Origin of the sequence: Azotobacter bryophylli (assembly GCF_042643485.1) — a bacterium.
Taxonomy (GTDB): Bacteria; Pseudomonadota; Gammaproteobacteria; order Pseudomonadales; family Pseudomonadaceae; genus Azotobacter; species Azotobacter bryophylli.
Genome location: NZ_JBHRSJ010000031.1, coordinates 53397 through 71522, shown reverse-complemented (window position 1 = coordinate 71522; position 18126 = coordinate 53397). Strand labels below are relative to the sequence as shown.

The window sequence follows — 18126 nt, the reverse complement described above, 5'->3', positions numbered from 1 at the left end:
GAAGCCGGATGCGCTGGCACCAACTTAAGCCCCGCTCCCGAATAGAACCGTTTCCGACGAACGAACCGTCGCCGCCCCGAGAACGAGGAACACGCAGCATGACCATGGAAAGCACGCAGAATCCGCCGGAAGCCGCCGACCTCTACGGCACTGCCCCGCAAGCGGAAATCTCTCAGCACAAGCGCAACCTGCGCATTGCCCAGCAGGCGCTGATCGACGAGTTCCATGCGCTGATCGACGACACCGAACGCCTGCTCAAGCACACGGCGGAAGTGACCGGCAGCCAGGCGGACGAAGTACGGGCGAAAATCAACGACAACCTGACCCGCGCCCGGGAAGTGCTCAAGGACAGCCAGGGCCGTCTGTACGAGCGGGGGCAGGAAGTGCTCGAGGCGACCGAGGAATACGTGCATGCGCATCCCTGGCGCTCGGTGGGCATCGCCACCGGAGCCGGTCTTCTGCTCGGTCTGCTGCTAGGACGCCGTTGAACGGGAGTTGCGAATGGATGCTTCATCGATGCCTGCCGACGAAGCCGTCAGGCCATCCCTCAAACGCCTGGGCGGAGCCTTCGTCGGATTGCTGCAGGGCCACCTGGAGCTGCTGGGACTCGAGTTCCAGGAAGAGAAAGAACACGCTCTCAGGCTGTTCCTGTTCGCCGGACTCAGCCTGGTCTTCGGCCTGCTGACCCTGCTGGGCGTTTCCGCCGCCGTGCTCATCGCCTTCTGGGACACCCATCGGCTGACGGCAGTCCTCGGCCTCTGCCTGGTCTACGGCCTGGCCCTGCTGCTGTGCGGCGTGCGCACGCTGAGGCTGGCGCGGCGCGACACCTCCCCCTTCCAGGCTTCGCTGGAAGAGCTGGCGCGCAACCGGGAGCTGCTGCCATGAGTCTGCCCACGTCTCGACCGACCCGCCTGGATCTGCGCAAGGAGCTGGTACGCCTGCGCATGGAGATGCATCGCCAGCAGTTGCACTACCACTCCGAGCCCCTGCGCCATCCCCTGCAGCAGATCCGCCATCTGCTCGCTCCGGGCAGCGCCGCGAACGATAAAAAGACGCCGCTCGCCCTGGGCGGTGCCTTGCTGCTGACCCTGCTCGGCAGTCGCCTGGGGCGAGTCGGCAAGCTGGCCCGCTTCGCGCTGGCGGTATATCCGCTGATCGGCGCCCACCTGAAACAGCGTCCGGAGGAACGGGTACAAGAGAAGGAGAAGACCCGCTGATCCCGAGCTTGACGGCGGCGGAAGAGCCGACAAGGATGCGGAACGGATCATGCATTTGCGTCGTCGAGCGCATGCGAAGACGGCGAGGCGCCAATCCAGTGGTTCGCCCCCGGCCGCAGCGACGGCCGTTCGATTGTGAGGAGATGTGGCTTTGGACTGGCAGACTCTATTGACCCGGGAACGCCTGGGCAAATCGGTACACAGCGTCGACGAACTGGGGCGTAGCCCCTTTCACAAGGATCACGACCGCATCATCTTCTCCGGCGCCTTCCGCCGCCTGGGACGCAAGACCCAGGTCCACCCGGTCTCCAGCAACGACCATATCCACACGCGCCTCACCCACTCCCTGGAGGTGAGCTGCGTCGGCCGCTCGCTGGGCATGCGGGTCGGCGAGGTGCTGCGCGATGCCCTGCCGGAGTGGTGCGACCCCGACGACCTCGGCATGATCGTCCAGTCCGCGTGCCTGGCTCACGACATCGGCAATCCGCCCTTCGGCCACTCGGGCGAAGACGCCATCCGCTACTGGTTCCAGCAGGCCGCCGGGCGCGGCTGGCTGGACGCGATGAGCGATGCCGAGCGTGACGACTTCCTACATTTCGAGGGCAATGCCCAGGGGTTTCGCGTCCTCACCCAACTGGAATACCACCAGTTCGACGGCGGCACCCGCCTCACCTACGCCACCCTCGGCGCCTACCTCAAGTATCCCTGGGCCTCGCGCCATGCCGAGGCGCTGGGCTACAAGAAGCAGAAGTTCGGCTGCTACCAGAGCGAACTGCCCCTGCTCGAGCAGATCGCCCGCAAGCTCGGCCTGCCACAGGTGGACGAGCAGCGCTGGGCCCGGCATCCGCTGGTCTACCTGATGGAGGCGGCCGACGACATCTGCTACGCCCTGATCGATCTCGAGGACGGCTTGGAGATGGAGCTGCTGGAATACGCCGAAGTCGAGTCCCTGCTCCTCGGCCTGGTCGGCGACGACCTGCCGGATACCTACCGCCAGCTCGGCCCGCACGACTCCAAGCGGCGCAAGCTGGCCATCCTGCGCGGCAAGGCCATCGAGCACCTGACCAACGCCGCGGCCCGTGCTTTCGTCGAACAGCAGGACTCGCTGCTCGCGGGTACCCTGGCTGGCGATCTGGTCGAGCACATGCACGGACCGGCCAAGCGCTGCGTACTGCAGGCCAAGCGCATCGCACGCGAGAAGATCTTCCATGACAAGCGCAAGACTCTGCACGAGATCGGCGCCTATACCACCCTGGAGATTCTCCTCAATGCCTTCTGCGGTGCCGCACTGGAACAGCACGGCGGACGGCGGCCTTCCTTCAAGAACCGGCGCATCCTCGATCTGCTCGGCAATAATGCACCCGATCCCCAGTTGCCGCTGTATGATGCGTTCCTGCGCATGATCGACTACATCGCAGGAATGACCGACAGCTATGCCACGGAAATGGCTCGGGAAATGACAGGGCTGTCCAAGCCGTTGTGACGATCGCCCAGGCGCTATCGATTAGCGCCAATCCGGCCCATGCGCAGCGTTTGTTCGATTCGAGAATTGGAGAGTGCGCAGGACAATGCGCCGGCTTTTACCCCACCTCAAGCAATGGAAGATCCACCCCTTCTGGGGAACCGCCATGGTGGCCACACTCGGTTGCGCATTGCCGCTGCTGCTCGGGCTGTTCAGCGGCCACTCCGGCTTTCTCTGGGCCTCCATTGGCGCCTTCCAGGCCGCGCAATCCAATCCCCTGCATCGCTTCGGCATGCTGCGCATGCTGTTGCTCATCGTCCTCGGCGCCACCAGCGTCGGCCTGGGCTTCTGGTCCGCTCCCGATCCGCTGACCAGTCTGCTGGTGTTCGCCTCGGGCGGCCTGCTGCTCGCCTGGTTCCAGCGGTTCGGCAGCGAAACCGGCAAGCTCGGCATCAGCATGCTGGTCTGCCTCTGCCTGGGGCAGGGCCAGCAGAGCCTCGGCAATATCCCGAATCCCTATGCGGTGGCCATGCTCTTCACCCTCGGCGGGCTCTGGGTCGCCCTGCTCGCCTTCGGTCTGCGCGGACTGCACGGTCTGCGTATGTGGCCGTACATGCCGCGTCTGTTCAGCGTGCTGAAGGTGCTGAGACGCCATGCCAGCCGCCTGCCCCGGCAAGAGTGGCGGATGTACGCCCTCGGCTGCACCCTGGCCTGCGCTCTCGCCGGCCTGATCGTCAACCTAGCGCACTTGCCCCGCGGTTACTGGCTGAGCCTGGCCCTGGTCGCCAGCCTGCAGATGGACTTCACCGACGAACTGCTGCGCAAGCTCCAGGTCGCCCTCGCCGGCCTGCTCGCGGCCGGCCTGCTGGTACTGATCGGGCATACTCTGCAGAGTCCGCCGCAGATGGTGATGATCGTGCTGCCGCTAATCCTGCTCAACCGGGCCTTCCAGATGAAGGACTACGGCTTCTTCGTGATGCAGATGACCTTCTGCTTCGTCCTGCTGACCGAAAGCCTGGCCCGCGACTGGGAGCAGTACCAGTGGCGCCTGATCAACAGCATGATCGGCGTGGCCCTGGCGCTGCTGGTCGCCCTGCTGGTCTACGGCGTGCACCTGCTGATGCTGCGCCGGGCCAGCCGGCTGGCCGCTGTCGCCCAGCCCAGGACCGATAGCCAACCCTGAGCCCAGGACATGAGGCCCGTGCGTTGCGGAACGCCCGGGCCTATCTCCGATCGCGTCAGATCTCCCAGACGGACCTGACGCCCGATCGCATCATGCCGGGTTGACCGGGTTTTCCGGATACCAGACATCCAGCAGAGGGCTGACCGACGCCTCGCGCAGCTCCTTGCGATTGCGCAGCCAGGCCTCGACCTGGGCCCGCTGCTCCTCGCTGACCGATCCGCGCTTGCCCAGGCAGACGAAGCCGAAATCCTCCGCACCGACGAAATCCAGACCATTGGCCCGGATCGCCTCGTTCAGGAACTGCTGGAGAAAGTTGTCGACGGCTTCGTCGTCCAAGCCCTCCTGGAAGACCAGGTTCAATTCGAAGCCGAGTTCCTGGAACTCGCCCACGCAGAGCTTCTTGCGCAGACGGCGGGAGCGGTTGGTAGCCATGTCGTAATCCTCGATGAATGAAAGGGCCGGCACTCTATCAGTTCGTCGGCAGAACTGCGCACGAATATGGCCGATCAGCGATTCCCGACGCCTGCGCAGCCGATCACATTTCGCGGAGCGCTCGGGCATAATGGTGTCCATCCCGCTAGCAGCCAGGGGATCGCCTGTGTTTCGCTTCCTTTTCAGCCCTCAGTCGGAGGGGCATCGTTCATGATCTCATTCTTTCGCCGGCTCGCCATCGCCAGCCTCCTGCTGCCTCTGGCCCTTTCCGCAGCCGTGAGTCCGGCCAACGCCGCGATACCCGCGAACATCGAGAAGGCCCTGAAGGCCAGCAAGATCGACACCAACGCGCTGTCCCTGGCGGTGGTGCCGCTCAACGGCCCCGGCACGTCCAACTTCGTCAATGCCGACGTATCGGTGAACCCGGCGTCCACCATGAAGCTGGTCACCACCTATGCCGCCCTCGAACTGCTCGGCCCGACCCACCAGTGGAAGACCGAGTTCCACACCGACGGCCAACTGAAGGACGGCGTGCTCAACGGCAACCTGTACCTGAAAGGCGGCGGCGATCCCAAGCTGAACATGGAAAAGCTCTGGCTGCTGATGCGCGACCTGCGCGCCAACGGCGTACGCGAGGTCAAGGGCGATCTGGTGCTCGACCGCAGCCATTTCGTCCAGCCGGAACTGCCGCAGTTCAATGATGACGGCGGGGACGACGACAAACCCTTCCTGGTCGAGCCGGATTCGCTGCTGATCAACCTCAAGGCGATGCGCTTCATCGCCCGGGGCGAGCCGGGCAAGGTGAGCGTCTCCGTGGAGCCGCCGATCGCCGGGATGCGCATCGACAACCAGGTCAAGGCGCTGCCGGCGGGCAAATGCCCGGACTTCCCGGACGTCCGCTACAACCTGGTCAAGCAGTTCGACGGCAGCACCATGGTGGTGACCGGCAAGCTGCCGGCCGGCTGCAGCGTGCAGTCCTACCTGGCACCGCTCGATCACCAGGCCTATGCCGCGGGCGTGGTGCGCGCCATCTGGCAGGAGCTGGGCGGCACCATCCAGGGCCAGGATCGCCTGGGCGAGGTACCGAAGAACGCCCGCCTGCTGGTCCGCGCCTTCTCGCCGGATCTGGTGGAGATCATCCGCGACATCAATAAGTACAGTAACAACACCATGGCCCGCCAGCTGTTCCTCAGCCTCGGCGCGGAATTCCGCACCTCGGCCGACGCCGACGACGCCAAGGCCGCGCAGCGGGTGATCCGCCAGTGGCTGGCGCGCAAGGGCATCAGCGCCCCGCATCTGGTGATGGAGAACGGCTCCGGCCTGTCGCGCGCCGAGCGGGTCAGCGCGCGGGAAATGGCGGCACTCCTGAAAGCCGCCTGGGACGGCCCCTACGCCGCCGAGTTCATCGCCTCGATGCCACTGGTGGCCATGGACGGGACCATGCGCAAGCGCCTGCGCCGAACCGACCTGGCCGGCGAGGCCCACATAAAGACCGGCACCCTGAACACGGTCCGCGCCATCGCCGGCTACAGCCGCGACGCCAACGGCAACACCTGGGCCGTGGTGGCCATCCTCAATCACCCTCGTCCGTGGGGTGCCTCGGCGATCCTGGACCAAGTGCTGGTCGATCTGTACCGGCAGCCGAAACAGACCAGCCAGACGGCGCAACGCTGATCGCCCCGACGCTTCCGCGCAGCCACGAAGGCTGCGCGGGAGCCTCCTAGCCCTTGCGCGCCTGCAGCCGCCAGGCCCGGTGGATCTTCGGATTGCGGGCGAAGTCGGGGTCGAGGGTGGCCCCGCTGATCTCCTCGACGGCATAGCGCTCGGCCAGCGCCGGATCGAGCTGGAACTTGCGGAAGTTGTTGGAGAAGTACAGCACGCCGCCCGGCGCCAGATGGGCCATGGCCAGGTCGAGCAGACGCACGTGGTCGCGCTGCACGTCGAACACGCCCTCCATGCGCTTGGAGTTGGAGAAGGTCGGCGGATCGATGAAGATCAGGTCGAATTCCCCGCGCTCCTCCGCTAGCCAGGCCAGCACGTCGCTCTGCACCAGCCGCTGCTTCTCGGAAAAGCCGTTCAGCGCCAGGTTGCGCCGCGCCCAGTCCAGATAGGTCTTCGACAGGTCGACGCTGGTGGTGCTGCGTGCCCCGCCCTTGGCCGCGTGCACGGTGGCCGTGGCGGTATAGCAGAACAGGTTGAGGAAGCGCTTGCCGGCCGCTTCGCGCTGGATGCGCAGGCGCAGCGGCCGGTGATCGAGGAACAGGCCGGTGTCCAGGTAGTCGGTGAGGTTGACCAGAAGCCTCGCCCCGCCTTCCTGCACCTCCATGAAACACCCCTCGCTGCCCTGGCGCTCGTACTGGCGGGTCCCGGTCTGCCGCTCGCGGCGCTTGACCACCACCTTGTCGGCGGGCACGCCCAAGGCAGCGGGGATCGCCGCCAGGGCGTCGAGCAGGCGGGCCTGGGCCTTTTCTGGGTCGATCGAGCGCGGCGGCGCGTACTCCTGCACGTGCACCCAGTCGCCGTAGATATCCACCGCCAGGGCGTACTCCGGCATGTCGGCGTCGTACAGGCGGTAGCACTGGACACCTTCGCGCCGTGCCCACTTGCCCAGCTGCTTGAGGTTCTTCTGCAGACGGTTGGCGAACATCTGCCCGCCTTCGGAGAGCCGCGCCGACTCGGTCCCCAGCTGCTGCCCGGCAGCGCCCTCGGCGCCCCGCTCGGCCAGCACGAACTGCTCGGGGCGCACCCGGAACAGCAGCAGCTTGCAGGGCAGCGCGCCGTTCCACAGGGCGTACTGCTTGTGGCTGCGCAGGCCCATGCGCTTGCCCAGCTCGGGCGCGCCGGTGAAGATCGCCGCCTCCCAGTTCAGGCAGGCCTGACGCAGGCGCTCGCCGAGATGCTGATAGAGATAGAGCAAGCTCGCCTCGTCGCCCAGGCGCTCGCCGTAGGGCGGGTTGCACACCACCAGGCCGGTCTGGCTACGATCCGGGCGCGGCTCGAAGGTGGCCAGCTCGCCCTGGTAGACCCTGATCCAGCCCTCCAGCCCGGCGCGCTCGATGTTGTTGCGCGCCGGCTGGATCAGCCGCGGATCGGCCTCGTAGCCGCGGATCCACAACGGCGGCCGGGCCAAGCCGGCCGCGGCGCGCTCCTCGGCCTGCGCGTGCAGTTTCTTCCACAGCGCCGGCACATGCCCGAGCCAGTTGGAGAAGCCCCAGTGCTCGCGGCGCAGGTTCGGCGCGATATCGGCAGCCATCATGCCCGCCTCCACCAGGAAGGTGCCGACCCCGCACATGGGGTCGGCCAGGGCGCCGCCGGCGGCGGCGATGCGCGGCCAGCCGGCGCGGATCAGGATCGCCGCGGCGAGGTTCTCTTTCAGGGGCGCGGCGCCCTGCTGCAGGCGGTAACCGCGTTGGTGCAGGCTGTGGCCGGAGAGATCCAGCGACAGTACTGCCTCGCCCCGGTCCAGGCGCAGATGGACGCGCAGGTCCGGGTTGAGCTTGTCCACCGAGGGGCGCTGCCCGCTCAGGCGGCGCAGCTGGTCGACGATCGCGTCCTTGACCTTGAGCGCGCCGAAATGGGTGTTGTCGATGCCTGCGCCGCGGCCGCTGAACTCCACCGCCAGACTGCCGCTCGGCAGCAGATGATCCTGCCAATCGACCGCCTGCACTCCTTGGTACAGCTCCTCGGGGTTGCCCACCGGGAAGCGTACCAGCACCAGCAGAACGCGGTTGGCCAGACGCGACCAGAGGCACAAACGATAGGCGGTTTCCAGGTCGCCCTGGCCCTGCACCGCCGCCACCTGTTCGCGGACACCGGTCAGCCCCAGGCCGGCCGCCTCCTCGGCGAGCAGGCCTTCGAGGCTTTTCGGGCAGGTGAGAACGAGTTCGTAACGATCCGACATGGGAAAATTCATCCAGGTCCTGGGTTAACGCGCCACTGGGTAGCACTATTGAATTGACAAGAACGGCAGATGACACGGCGACCCTTGGTCGCATGCCGGCCGAAACGCACCGAAGCGCCACCCGTCCGGGGGAGCCGACATCCCGGACAGGCCCGACTGGCGCGGCTGTCTCGCCGATTCCCGGCTCCAAGCCTGCGCCATATATGTTCGGCTTACTACAAAAGTTAAGGCGTTATGACAAAACGATCATTCACAGGCACAGAGCCATTGGTTAGAACTCAGGTCAGCCCGTCGCCGCAATGGCGATGGAGGGGAACCGCCACGCCGGCAGCGGTTTCCGCGGCAGCCAGAGCTGCCAGGTCTCGCCATGAGGCCAATGGGACATAACAGTCAAGACAGTGAGGGCAACACCCTATGAGAAGACTCAAGCGTGATCCGGTGGAAAGGGCATTCCTGCGCGGTTATCAGCACGGCATTCACGGCAAATCCCGGGAGCTCTGCCCGTTCAACCACCCCGAGACCCGCCAGGCCTGGATCAACGGCTGGCGGGAGGGTCGCGGTGACAACTGGGATGGCCTGACCGGCACGGCCGGCATTCATCGCCTGAACCAATTCAATGCCGTAGGCTGACCCAGGATCACGGCAGTCCAACTAGGAACGCCCCACCCGGGCGTCGGGCAAAGGCCCTGAGGGCTCCTTCGGGAGCCCTTCTTCATGCTCCCCCGCGCAGTTGCTGGCTGACCCTGTACTGGGCAATGCCATCCACCGCCTGACGGATGAGCGCCGGTCCCTTGTAGATGAAGCCGGTATAGATCTGCACCAGACTGGCGCCGGCCTCGATCTTCTCGGCGGCATGCTTGCCCTCGGTGATGCCGCCGACGGCGATGATCGGCAGCCGCCCGCCCAGCTCTCCGGCCAATACCTTGACCATGTGCGTGCTCTTCTCGCGTAGCGGCGCGCCGGACAGACCGCCCGCCTCCTGGGCGTACGGCAGGCCCTCGACGCCCTCGCGGCCGAGGGTGGTGTTGGTGGCGATCACCGCATCCATGCCGGCGTCGAGCAGCGCCTGGGCGACCTGTGCGGTTTCCTCGTCGGTCATGTCCGGAGCGATCTTGATCGCCAGCGGCACGCGCCGGCCATGGCGCTCGGTCAGCTCCTCCTGGCGCCGGCGCAGGGCGTCGAGCAGCTGCTTCAGCGAATCGCCAAACTGCAGGCTGCGCAGGCCGGGAGTGTTCGGCGAGCTGACGTTGACCGTAACGTAGCTGGCGTGGGCATAGACCTTATCCAGGCACAGCAGGTAGTCGTCCACCGCGCGCTCGACCGGAGTGTCGAAGTTCTTGCCGATATTGATGCCGAGCACGCCGCGGTAGTTCGCCGCCTTGACCCGCGCCACCAGATAGTCGACGCCGTGGTTGTTGAACCCCATGCGGTTGATGATCGCCTCGGCCTGCGGCAGGCGGAACAGGCGCGGCTTCGGATTGCCCGGCTGCGGGCGGGGGGTCACGGTGCCGATCTCGAGGAAGCCGAAACCCAGCTGGGCGAAACCGTCGATGGCGTCGCCGCTCTTGTCCAGGCCGGCAGCGAGCCCGACCGGATTGGGAAAGTTCAGCCCCATCACTTGCACGGGCAGGTTCGACGGCTTCTTGCACAGCAAACCGTCGAGGTTCAGCCGACCGCCGGCTCCGATCAGATCGATGGACAGCTCGTGGGAAGTTTCCGGGGACAGTTTGAACAGCAGCTCGCGGGCCAGGTTGTACATGGGCAGGCTTAGCTCGGTGAATGGCAGGAAAGTAGGCGGCGATTATAGCCAGCACGTGCCGGGCAAGCGAGGCGCTATAGTCGAAGAGGTCGACGGGATCGGCACCAGCCCCCATGCCCCTTGCCTGAGGCAAGCCCCCCCTTTATCTTCGCGCCTGGCCAGGGTGGACAGGGTCTGCCACACTGCCGCCTTTGTTCCGTTAGTTAGATAGACGAGCCGACCGCCGCATGCCATTTCTGCCCTCGCCCCTCGCCGCCCTCGCTCAACGTCTGGGGCTGGCGGGCCGCGTCCCGCGTCAGATACTGGCAAGAGCCCGCGCGCTGCGCCTGCCCTTCCAACCGCTGCCCGCCGTCCCGGAAAGCATCTGGTGGCAGGCCGACCCGCCCCTGCAGCGCCTGATCGACCTGCCGCGCGACGCCCTCTCCGGACCGGTCCAGGACGACAAGGCCGCCGCCCGCACCGTGCTGATGCGGGTGATCGAGCAGGAGCAACGCGATCTGGATGCCATCGATCTGCGGCGGATCGACGGCCTGAGCGGCAGTGACCCGCTGGCGCCGGCCTACGTCTCGCTCGAGGACTACAGCAAGACGCCCGAGTGCCGGCACATCCGCATCATCAGCTACCGGGATTTCCTCAAGACCAGCGGCCTCGCGCTGCCGGCGCTCGCCGGCGAGGGAACCCTGCAGTTGCGCCAGGCCGGCTGGCGCGGCTCCCGCCTGTTCCTCGCCGGGGATCAGCATCCCCAGGCCCTGGCCTGCGCCATCGTCTACGCCCGGCGGCGCGGGCTGGAAGTCGTGCGCCCGGCCGAGCTGACCCACTATCGCCTGAGCCGCGACGGTCTGAGCGAGCTGCGGCGGCGTTACCATGTGCTCGGCATGCCGGTGGAGGCCTGGAGCGACCCGGCCTTCATGGGGCTGCTGCTGGACAACCGCCTGCCCTATGCCCGCCTCGCCCTGCTGCGCCAGAACGGAGCCCCGGAGTTCCTCCTGCTGCCGCGCCAGCATGCGGCGGCCGACGCCCTCGGCGAAGGGTTGCGCCTAGCCGGGGCGCCGGATGTGGTCGCCACCCTCGCCGAGCAGGAAGCGGCCACCCAGCTCCCGGCCTGAAGCCGAGGGCGCCTGCCATTCCGATCACACCTCTCAAGGAGAGTCCCGATGTCGCGCTGGCTGTGCTGTTCATTCCTGGCCCTGGGCCTGCCGGCCCTGGCCGCCGAGGCGCCGGTCTACGGGCCGGAGCTGGAGGGCTTCGACTATCCCCATCCGGTCAAGCGTTTCGAATTCGAATCCCAGGGCAAGCGGCTGCAGATGGCCTACATGGACGTGCAGCCGGCCAAGCCCAACGGGCACACCCTAGTGCTGCTGCACGGCAAGAACTTCTGCGCGGCGACCTGGGAGGGCAGCATCAAGGCGCTCACCGATGCCGGCTACCGGGTGGTGGCGCCGGACCAGATCGGCTTCTGCAAATCGAGCAAGCCCGAGCACTACCAGTACAGCTTCCACCAGTTGGCGGCCAATACCCGGGCCCTGCTCGAGCACCTCGGCATCCGCCGCCACGCCGTCATGGGCCACTCCATGGGCGGCATGCTCGCCACCCGCTTCGCCCTGCTCTATCCGCAGCAGGTGGAGCGGCTGGTGCTGGTCAACCCGATCGGCCTGGAGGACTGGAAGGCCGTCGGCGTGCCCTGGCGCAGCGTGGACCAGTGGTATGCCCGCGAGCTGAAGACCGACGCCGAAGGCATCCGCGCCTATCAGCAGAACACCTACTACGCCGGCCAGTGGCGTCCCGAATTCGACCGCTGGGTGGAGATGCAGGCCGGCATGTTCCGCGGACCCGGCCGGGAGCTCGTGGCCTGGAACTCGGCGCTGACCTACGACATGGTCTACACCCAGCCGGTGTACTACGAGTTCGGCCAGCTGCAGGTGCCGACTCTGCTGCTGATCGGCGAGAAGGACAACACCGCGATCGGCAAGGACGCCGCGCCGGCGGAGATTCGCGGCAAGCTCGGCGACTATCCGCGGATCAGCCGGGAGGTCGCCGCGCGCATTCCCGACGCGACCCTGGTGACCTTTGCCGATCTCGGCCATTCGCCGCATATCCAGGCGCCGGAGCGCTTCCACCAGGCCCTGCTGGAGAAGCTGGGAACCCCACGCTGAACCCGTCCATAACCCGCGGGCGGATCAGTCCGTCCCGGCCCGGGCCGACTCCCCGTCGCCGCCGCGCTCGATGCGCTCCCCGAGTTCGAGGAGCGCATCGCGATGGCGCATCTGCCAGTCCTCGAACGATAGACCGCTGCCCTCCAGCAACTGCGGATTGCACTTGATCAGATAGAGGGCCGCCCTGTGTGCCGAATCGGTGATCTTCAGCCCCGGAAGCCGGCGTTCGACCGGGCCTTCGTAGACGAGCCAGCGGCTGAACGCCTCGAAGGTGCTGCAGACCTTCTGCAGATCCTCGTCGTGCATGCGCTGCCGACCGCTCTCGATATTCTCCAGGCGCTTGGCCGACATGCCGACGACCCGGGCGAACTCGGGCCGGCTGAGGCCCAGCAGTCCGCGCAGGCCACGCAGGCGCTCGCCGGTCGTGAAGAGAAAGCGTTTCCTGTTCATGCTTATCCCATCCCTGGAATAACACTAAGTAACACTAAGGCGAGTTGACCTACTAAAACTTAGTAACTACAACTGAATGTACAGCCGTGCCAGATAACAAGATTCCAATAAAAGGACATGGAGGCAGCAGTATGGACAAAGGATGGCAATGTGGCGGTATGCCATTGGAACGTGTGCCCAATCGCCGACCGGGACAGACCACTCCTCGACAGAATGGCAAAGCGACACTGGCCAGGCTCTGCGGCCATGCCGTCGACCTGACCCGCGGACAACCCGTCTGGCTGAGCCCGGAGGAACAGGACGCGTTGTCGCCGATGGCCGAGCTGGGCTATCTCGAATACAGCTTCCGGCCGTCATCCCCTGACATGGCCGTATGCCATTGCATCCAACCCAACCTGTTCGAGTTCTACTTCTTCTACAGATGGTTGCCGGAACACAGCCATTGCTTCCGGCCCAAACGACAGTGACCCGGTAATCGTTCCGGATTCTGCCCCAAGCCTCAACCGTGAACGAGCTGGATCTGGCTCCTGACCGATGAGCGGTCGGGCGGGGCGCCGGCAACGCCGGCGCTCTGGGCCAGATCCGCCAGCTCGCGATTGGCGACGGCGAACATGGCGTAATCGGTGCCGATGGCGCCGCGCAGCTCGACGAGCATCGCCCGCCAGCGCTCGACCATCGCCTGGTGCTGCTCCAGCCACAGCGCCACCCGCGCATCGATCGCCTTCGGCCCGCCCTCCATCCGCAGCACCGAGACGGTGATCGCCCGCTGCTGCGCGTCCATGTCGTCGCGGAACGCTTCCCTGGCCAGCGCCTGCCAGTTGTTCTCCACCGGCAGGTTGGTGATCTGCTGCTGATACCAGGGCAGCTCCAGCGCCCCGCCGATGGCGAAATGGGTTTCGGCCACCATCGCCGGTTCGCAGCGGGTGAGATCGGCGGCTTCGAGGATCGGCAGCAGGGTGTACAGGTAACCGGTGCCGGCGACCATCCGCGCCAGCAGCTCCGGCACCCCGGCCGCGACGTAGGCCTTGTAGCGCAGCTGCCAGAGTTCGCGGGTGCCGCCTTCGAGCAGTTCGTTGAGCCGGATGCCGAGGGCGGCGACCCGCGGGCCGAAGTGGGCCACGTCGCGGGCGGCATTTAGCTCGTTGCGACGGTTGCGCAGGAACCAGCGGCTGGCGCGGCGTCCGAGGCGGGCCAGCTCCTCCATCAGGGCCAGCTGCAGCTCGGCCGGGATCTGGTGGTCCAGCGCCTCGATCTGGCGGAACCAGTGCGGCAGGTGGAAGATGTCGCGCACGATCACATAGGCCGCCGCCACCTGGGCCGCGCTCATGCCGGAGGACTCCTTCAGGCGCTGGACGAAGGTCATGCCCATGTGGTTGACCAGATCGTTGGCGATCTGGGTGCTGACGATCTCGCGCTTGAGCCGGTGGCTGCGCATGAGGGTGCCGAAGCGGTCGACCAGCAGCGCCGGGAAGGCGCCCTCCATATCACGGATCAGGTAGTCGTCGTTCGGCACCGCGGAGGTCAGCAGGGCCTCCTTGAGGTCGATCTTGCTGTAGGCGATCAGCACCGAGAGTTCCGGACGGGTCAGGCTGTGGCCGGCGGCCAGGCGTTCGGCCAGCTGCTCGTCGCCGGGCAGGAACTCCAGGGCCCGATCGAGCCGGCCGTCCTGCTCCAGGGCCTCGATCAGCCGGCGGAACTCGCCGGGATGCACCCGGGCCCGGCGCTCGGCGATGGACAGCGCCTGGGCCTGCTTGTAGTTGTCGGTCAGCACGCGCTGGGCCACCGCATCGGTCATCTCGGCGAGCAACTGGTTGCGCTGCTTCTCGGTCATGTCGCCGGCGGCGAGCACGTCCCCCAGCAGGATCTTGATGTTGACCTCGTGGTCGGAGCAGTCGACCCCGCCGGAGTTGTCGATGAAGTCGGTATTGCAGGCGCCGCCGGCCAGGGCGTATTCGACCCGGCCGAGCTGACTCATGCCGAGGTTGCCGCCCTCGCCGACCACCCGCGCGCGCAGCTCGCTGCCGTTGATCCGCACCGCGTCGTTGGCCTTGTCGCCAATGTCCACGTGGCTTTCCTGGCTGGATTTCACGTAGGTGCCGATGCCGCCGTTCCAGAGCAGATCGACCGGCGCCCGTAGCAGCGCGCCGATCAGTTCGTTGGGCGTCAGCCGCTCGGCGCCGATGGCGAAGCGCTCGCGCATCTGCGGGCTGATGGCGATGCTCTTGGCGCTGCGCGGGAACACTCCGCCGCCCGGGGAGATCAGCGCCGCATCGTAGTCCTCCCAGGACGAGCGCGACAGCTCGAACAGACGCTGGCGCTCGGCGTAGCTCTTCGCCGGATCGGGATCGGGATCGACGAAGACGTGCTGATGGTTGAAGGCCGCCAGCAGCCTGAGGCTGCGCGATTGCAGCAGGCCGTTGCCGAACACGTCGCCGGACATGTCGCCGATGCCGATCACGCTGATCGGATCGTTCTGCACGTCGATGCCCCGCTCGCGGAAATGACGCTGCACCGAGACCCAGGCGCCGCGGGCGGTGATGCCCATCTTCTTGTGGTCGTAGCCGCTCGATCCGCCGGAAGCGAAGGCGTCGCCCAGCCAGAAGTCGTATTCGGCGGCGATGCCGTTGGCGATGTCGGAGAAGCTCGCGGTGCCCTTGTCGGCCGCCACCACCAGATAGGGATCGTCGCCGTCGTGACGCACCACGTTCGGCGGTGGCAGCACGGCGCCTTCCTTGAGGTTGTCGGTGAGGTCGAGCAGCCCACAGATGAAGATGCGGTAGCAGGCGACGGCCTCGGCCTGGATCTCGTCGCGCGAGCCGCCGAGCGGCAGCCTGCGCGGGATGAAGCCGCCCTTGGCGCCGACCGGCACGATCACCGCGTTCTTCACCTGCTGCGCCTTGACCAGGCCGAGCACCTCGGTGCGGTAGTCCTCCTCGCGGTCGGACCAGCGCACGCCGCCGCGCGCCACCTTGCCGCCGCGCAGGTGCACGCCCTCGACCCGCGGCGAGTAGACGAAGATCTCGTACTTGGGCACCGGCCGCGGCATCTCCGGAATCGCCCGCGAATCGAACTTGACGCTGAGGTAGCCCTTGGGCTGGCCGTCGGCGTCAGGCTGGAAGAAGTTGGTGCGCAGGCTGGCCTTGATCAGGTCCAGGTAGCGCCGCAGGATGCGGTCCTCGTTGAGCACCGCGACCTTGTCCAGGGCGCCCAGGATCGCCTGTTCCAGGCGCTGCAGCTTGTCCTCCAAGTCCTCCGCGGACAGGCGCCGGGCCAGGTAGAAACGGGTGCGGAACAGGCGCACCAGGGCACTGGCGATGTCGGTGTGGTTGAGCAGCGCGCTGGCGATGTAGCCGAGATCGAAGCCCAGGCGGATCTGCTTCAGGTAGCGGGCGAAGGCGCGCAACAGGGCCACGTCGCGCCAGGGCATGGCGGCGGTCAGCACCAGGCGGTTGAAGGCGTCGTTCTCGGCGTCGCCGTTGACGATGTGGATGAAGGCGTCCTGCAGGGTGTCGTTGAGCTGCTGCAGGTCCACCTCCATGCCTTCGGCGTAGATGAAGGAAAAGTCGTGGATCCAGAACTCCCGACCGTCCTTGCGCCGCAGGTGCGAGGGGAACTCGCCGAGCACCCTCAGACCCAGGTTCTCCAGGATCGGCAGGATGTCCGACAGCGGCAGCGGGCTGTCGAGGTTGTAGATCTTGCCGTGGAGCAGCTGGTCGTCCTGCACCAGCGGCTGGTAGAAGCTCATCAGCAAAGGCTGCTCGTCGCTCAGGCTGAGCAGATGGCGCATGTCCACCACCGCCGAGTGGGCGACGAAGCGCTCCCGGTAGCCGGCCGGGAAGCCCTGGGGAAAATCGGCCAGCAGGTTGGTGCCGCGGGCCTCGCCGAAGGTTTCCACCATCAGGCTGGCGTAGTCGTCGCTCCAGGAGCGGCAGGTCTGGATCATCTCCTGCTCCAGACGCTGCGGGTCGTATTCGACCCGATCCGCCGGGGCCACCCGCAGGATGAACTGAACCCGCGCCAGGATCGACTCGGAGAAATAGGTCCAGAACTCGCAGTCGCTGGCCTTCAGCCGCTCCATCAGCAGGTGCTGCATCTTCAGGCGGATCTCCGTGGAATAGACGTCCCGCGGCACGTAGACCAGGGCGTAGACGAAGCGTCCGTAGGGATCCCGGCGCAGGAACAGGCGCAGCTGGTTGCGCTCCTGGATCTGCACGATGCTGATCACGGTATGCAGCAGCTCGTCCGTGGGGGTCTGGAACAGATCGTCGCGCGGCAGCACCTCGATCACCTGGCTCATCTCCCGGCTCAGGTGTCCGCCGGGCTCGAAGCCGGTGCGCCGCTCGATCTCCGCCACCTTGCGGCGGATGTAGGGGATGTGCCGCACGCTCTCGTTGTACACCGGGGCGGTGTACAGGCCCATGAAGCGGTACTCCCGGACCACCCGCCCGCCCGCGTCGGTTTCGCGCAGGGAGACGTAGTCGGGATAGGCCGGCCGGTGGATCCGCGACGTCTGCGAGGCCTTGGCAAACGACAGCAACAGCGGCTCGCGCAGGTACGCCAGGGCCTGATGGTCGATCCGCAGATCGTCCTCGCCGAGCCCGGTTCGCAGCCGCTTGGACAGGCCGAGCAGGGAGTCCTCGTGGTAGAAAATGCGCCCGTAGCCGTCGGCGGCCTCCGCCACATGGAACTCCTCGTAGCCGAGGAAGGTGAAGTGGTCGTCGTGCAGCCATTGCAGGAACACCTTGATCTCCGCCAGTTCGTCGGGGTCCACCCGGCCTCCGGCCCGGTCCAGCCAGGCCAGCAGCGACAGGACCCGCGCCTTCATCGCCGCGAAGTCGCCGACCGCCTGGCGTACCTCGTCCAGCACCTCCTGCAGGGCCTCTTCCAGCTCGTGCTGCTCGCCCAGGTTGGCGCAGCGGTCGATCTCCAGCAGGATCAGCGCCTCCTGGCGCACGTCCGGGCCCTGGCTGCCCCGGGGCAGGACTTCCAGCAGCTCGCCGGAGGCGTCGCGCCGCACGCTGAACACCCCGCCCTGCAGCGTATGGATGCTGCTGCCGCGGCGGTTCAGCTCCAGACGCACCGAGTCGACCAGAAACGGCATGTCCAGGTGCAGTACCTCCACCACGCTGTGGGTGGAGACCCAGCCGTGCTTCTCGTAGTCGGGGTTGAAGACCATCACCTCGGGACGCGTCGGATCGAAGCGCTCGAACATGCGCCAGGCCGACAGGGTGCAACCGACCAGATCGACCAGCCGTCGCTGGTTCAGCTCGTAGAGCGCGACCACGTCGAAGAACTGCTCGGCGAAGCGCGCCACCTGCGGCAGCACCTGCTCGCTGAAATGCGGCGCCAGGGCTGCACGCAGCTGCTGATGGAAGTCGGCCTTGCTGTCGGCGATGAAGAACGCCATGCCTCACACTCCCTCTGCCCGTGTTCTGCTGGATGCCTGGCCCCGCGACTCGACCGGACCATCGGCGAAGCCGGATGGACATTGGTGTCATGACCCGGTGACGGGGACCGTTTCTGGTTAGTCTAGAACCCTTGAGTTGGATTAAAGTGACATCCCCGGACC

General features: G+C 66.6%; 15 protein-coding genes. 10 read left to right on the top strand and 5 right to left on the bottom strand.

Going from position 1 to position 18126, the window contains the following annotated elements; translation table 11 throughout:
- Positions 1–98 precede the first annotated feature (98 nt).
- The 5 genes from ACFOJE_RS15190 (at position 99) to ACFOJE_RS15170 (ending at position 3862) form a co-directional block, all read left to right on the top strand.
- A complete protein-coding gene (locus ACFOJE_RS15190) occupies positions 99–488 on the top strand; it encodes a DUF883 family protein (protein WP_377815308.1) in 390 nt (129 codons plus the stop codon).
- A gap of 13 nt (positions 489–501) precedes the next feature.
- On the top strand, positions 502–885 hold the full coding sequence (locus ACFOJE_RS15185; protein WP_377815307.1) for a phage holin family protein: 384 nt from the start codon (positions 502–504) through the stop codon (positions 883–885).
- Positions 882–1217 carry a hypothetical protein gene (locus ACFOJE_RS15180; protein WP_377815306.1) on the top strand — a complete coding sequence of 112 codons (336 nt, stop codon included), beginning with the start codon at positions 882–884 and terminating at the stop codon, positions 1215–1217. The genes ACFOJE_RS15185 and ACFOJE_RS15180 overlap by 4 nt, the downstream gene beginning before the upstream one ends.
- Before the next feature lie 151 nt (positions 1218–1368).
- Positions 1369–2700, top strand: coding sequence for a deoxyguanosinetriphosphate triphosphohydrolase (locus ACFOJE_RS15175; protein WP_377815305.1), 1332 nt, complete (start codon positions 1369–1371; stop codon positions 2698–2700).
- An 85-nt stretch (positions 2701–2785) separates the two neighbouring features.
- Positions 2786–3862: an FUSC family protein gene (locus tag ACFOJE_RS15170; protein WP_377815303.1), complete on the top strand. Its 1077-nt coding sequence runs from the start codon at positions 2786–2788 to the stop codon at positions 3860–3862.
- Between the two features lie 90 nt (positions 3863–3952).
- On the opposite strand, the gene ACFOJE_RS15165 is transcribed toward ACFOJE_RS15170, so the two are convergent.
- Positions 3953–4294 (bottom strand): YggL 50S ribosome-binding family protein, encoded by a 342-nt coding sequence (locus ACFOJE_RS15165; protein WP_377815301.1) that lies wholly within the window; start codon positions 4292–4294, stop codon positions 3953–3955.
- Between the two features lie 210 nt (positions 4295–4504).
- On the opposite strand from ACFOJE_RS15165, the gene dacB reads away from it, so the two are divergent.
- On the top strand, positions 4505–5968 hold the full coding sequence (gene dacB / locus ACFOJE_RS15160; protein WP_377815299.1) for a D-alanyl-D-alanine carboxypeptidase/D-alanyl-D-alanine endopeptidase: 1464 nt from the start codon (positions 4505–4507) through the stop codon (positions 5966–5968).
- A 46-nt stretch (positions 5969–6014) separates the two neighbouring features.
- On the opposite strand, the gene rlmKL is transcribed toward dacB, so the two are convergent.
- Positions 6015–8195: a bifunctional 23S rRNA (guanine(2069)-N(7))-methyltransferase RlmK/23S rRNA (guanine(2445)-N(2))-methyltransferase RlmL gene (gene rlmKL / locus ACFOJE_RS15155; protein ID WP_377815297.1), complete on the bottom strand. Its 2181-nt coding sequence runs from the start codon at positions 8193–8195 to the stop codon at positions 6015–6017.
- 414 nt (positions 8196–8609) lie between these two features.
- Here rlmKL and rmf point away from each other — a divergent pair, with 414 nt between their 5' ends.
- Positions 8610–8825, top strand: a complete 216-nt coding sequence (rmf, locus tag ACFOJE_RS15150) for a ribosome modulation factor (RefSeq protein ID WP_377815295.1) — start codon at positions 8610–8612, stop codon at positions 8823–8825.
- Between the two features lie 82 nt (positions 8826–8907).
- Here the strand turns inward: rmf and ACFOJE_RS15145 are convergent, their stop codons facing one another.
- The gene (locus ACFOJE_RS15145; RefSeq protein ID WP_377815294.1) at positions 8908–9954 is read right to left on the bottom strand and encodes a quinone-dependent dihydroorotate dehydrogenase; all 1047 of its coding nucleotides are present in this window, start codon (positions 9952–9954) and stop codon (positions 8908–8910) included.
- A 227-nt stretch (positions 9955–10181) separates the two neighbouring features.
- Between ACFOJE_RS15145 and ACFOJE_RS15140 the strand changes: the two genes are divergently transcribed.
- Entirely contained in the window at positions 10182–11060 is an 879-nt protein-coding gene (locus ACFOJE_RS15140) for a DUF6685 family protein (RefSeq protein WP_377815293.1), read from the top strand.
- A 48-nt stretch (positions 11061–11108) separates the two neighbouring features.
- The gene (locus ACFOJE_RS15135; RefSeq protein WP_377815292.1) at positions 11109–12107 is read left to right on the top strand and encodes an alpha/beta fold hydrolase; all 999 of its coding nucleotides are present in this window, start codon (positions 11109–11111) and stop codon (positions 12105–12107) included.
- A gap of 24 nt (positions 12108–12131) precedes the next feature.
- Here ACFOJE_RS15135 and ACFOJE_RS15130 read toward each other — a convergent pair whose 3' ends face one another.
- The gene (locus ACFOJE_RS15130; RefSeq protein ID WP_377815291.1) at positions 12132–12557 is read right to left on the bottom strand and encodes a helix-turn-helix domain-containing protein; all 426 of its coding nucleotides are present in this window, start codon (positions 12555–12557) and stop codon (positions 12132–12134) included.
- Positions 12558–12688: 131 nt separating this feature from the next.
- Here ACFOJE_RS15130 and ACFOJE_RS15125 point away from each other — a divergent pair, with 131 nt between their 5' ends.
- A complete protein-coding gene (locus ACFOJE_RS15125; RefSeq protein WP_377815289.1) occupies positions 12689–13024 on the top strand; it encodes a hypothetical protein in 336 nt (111 codons plus the stop codon).
- 32 nt (positions 13025–13056) lie between these two features.
- Here the strand turns inward: ACFOJE_RS15125 and ACFOJE_RS15120 are convergent, their stop codons facing one another.
- On the bottom strand, positions 13057–17964 hold the full coding sequence (locus tag ACFOJE_RS15120) for an NAD-glutamate dehydrogenase (RefSeq protein WP_377815288.1): 4908 nt from the start codon (positions 17962–17964) through the stop codon (positions 13057–13059).
- Positions 17965–18126 lie beyond the last annotated feature (162 nt).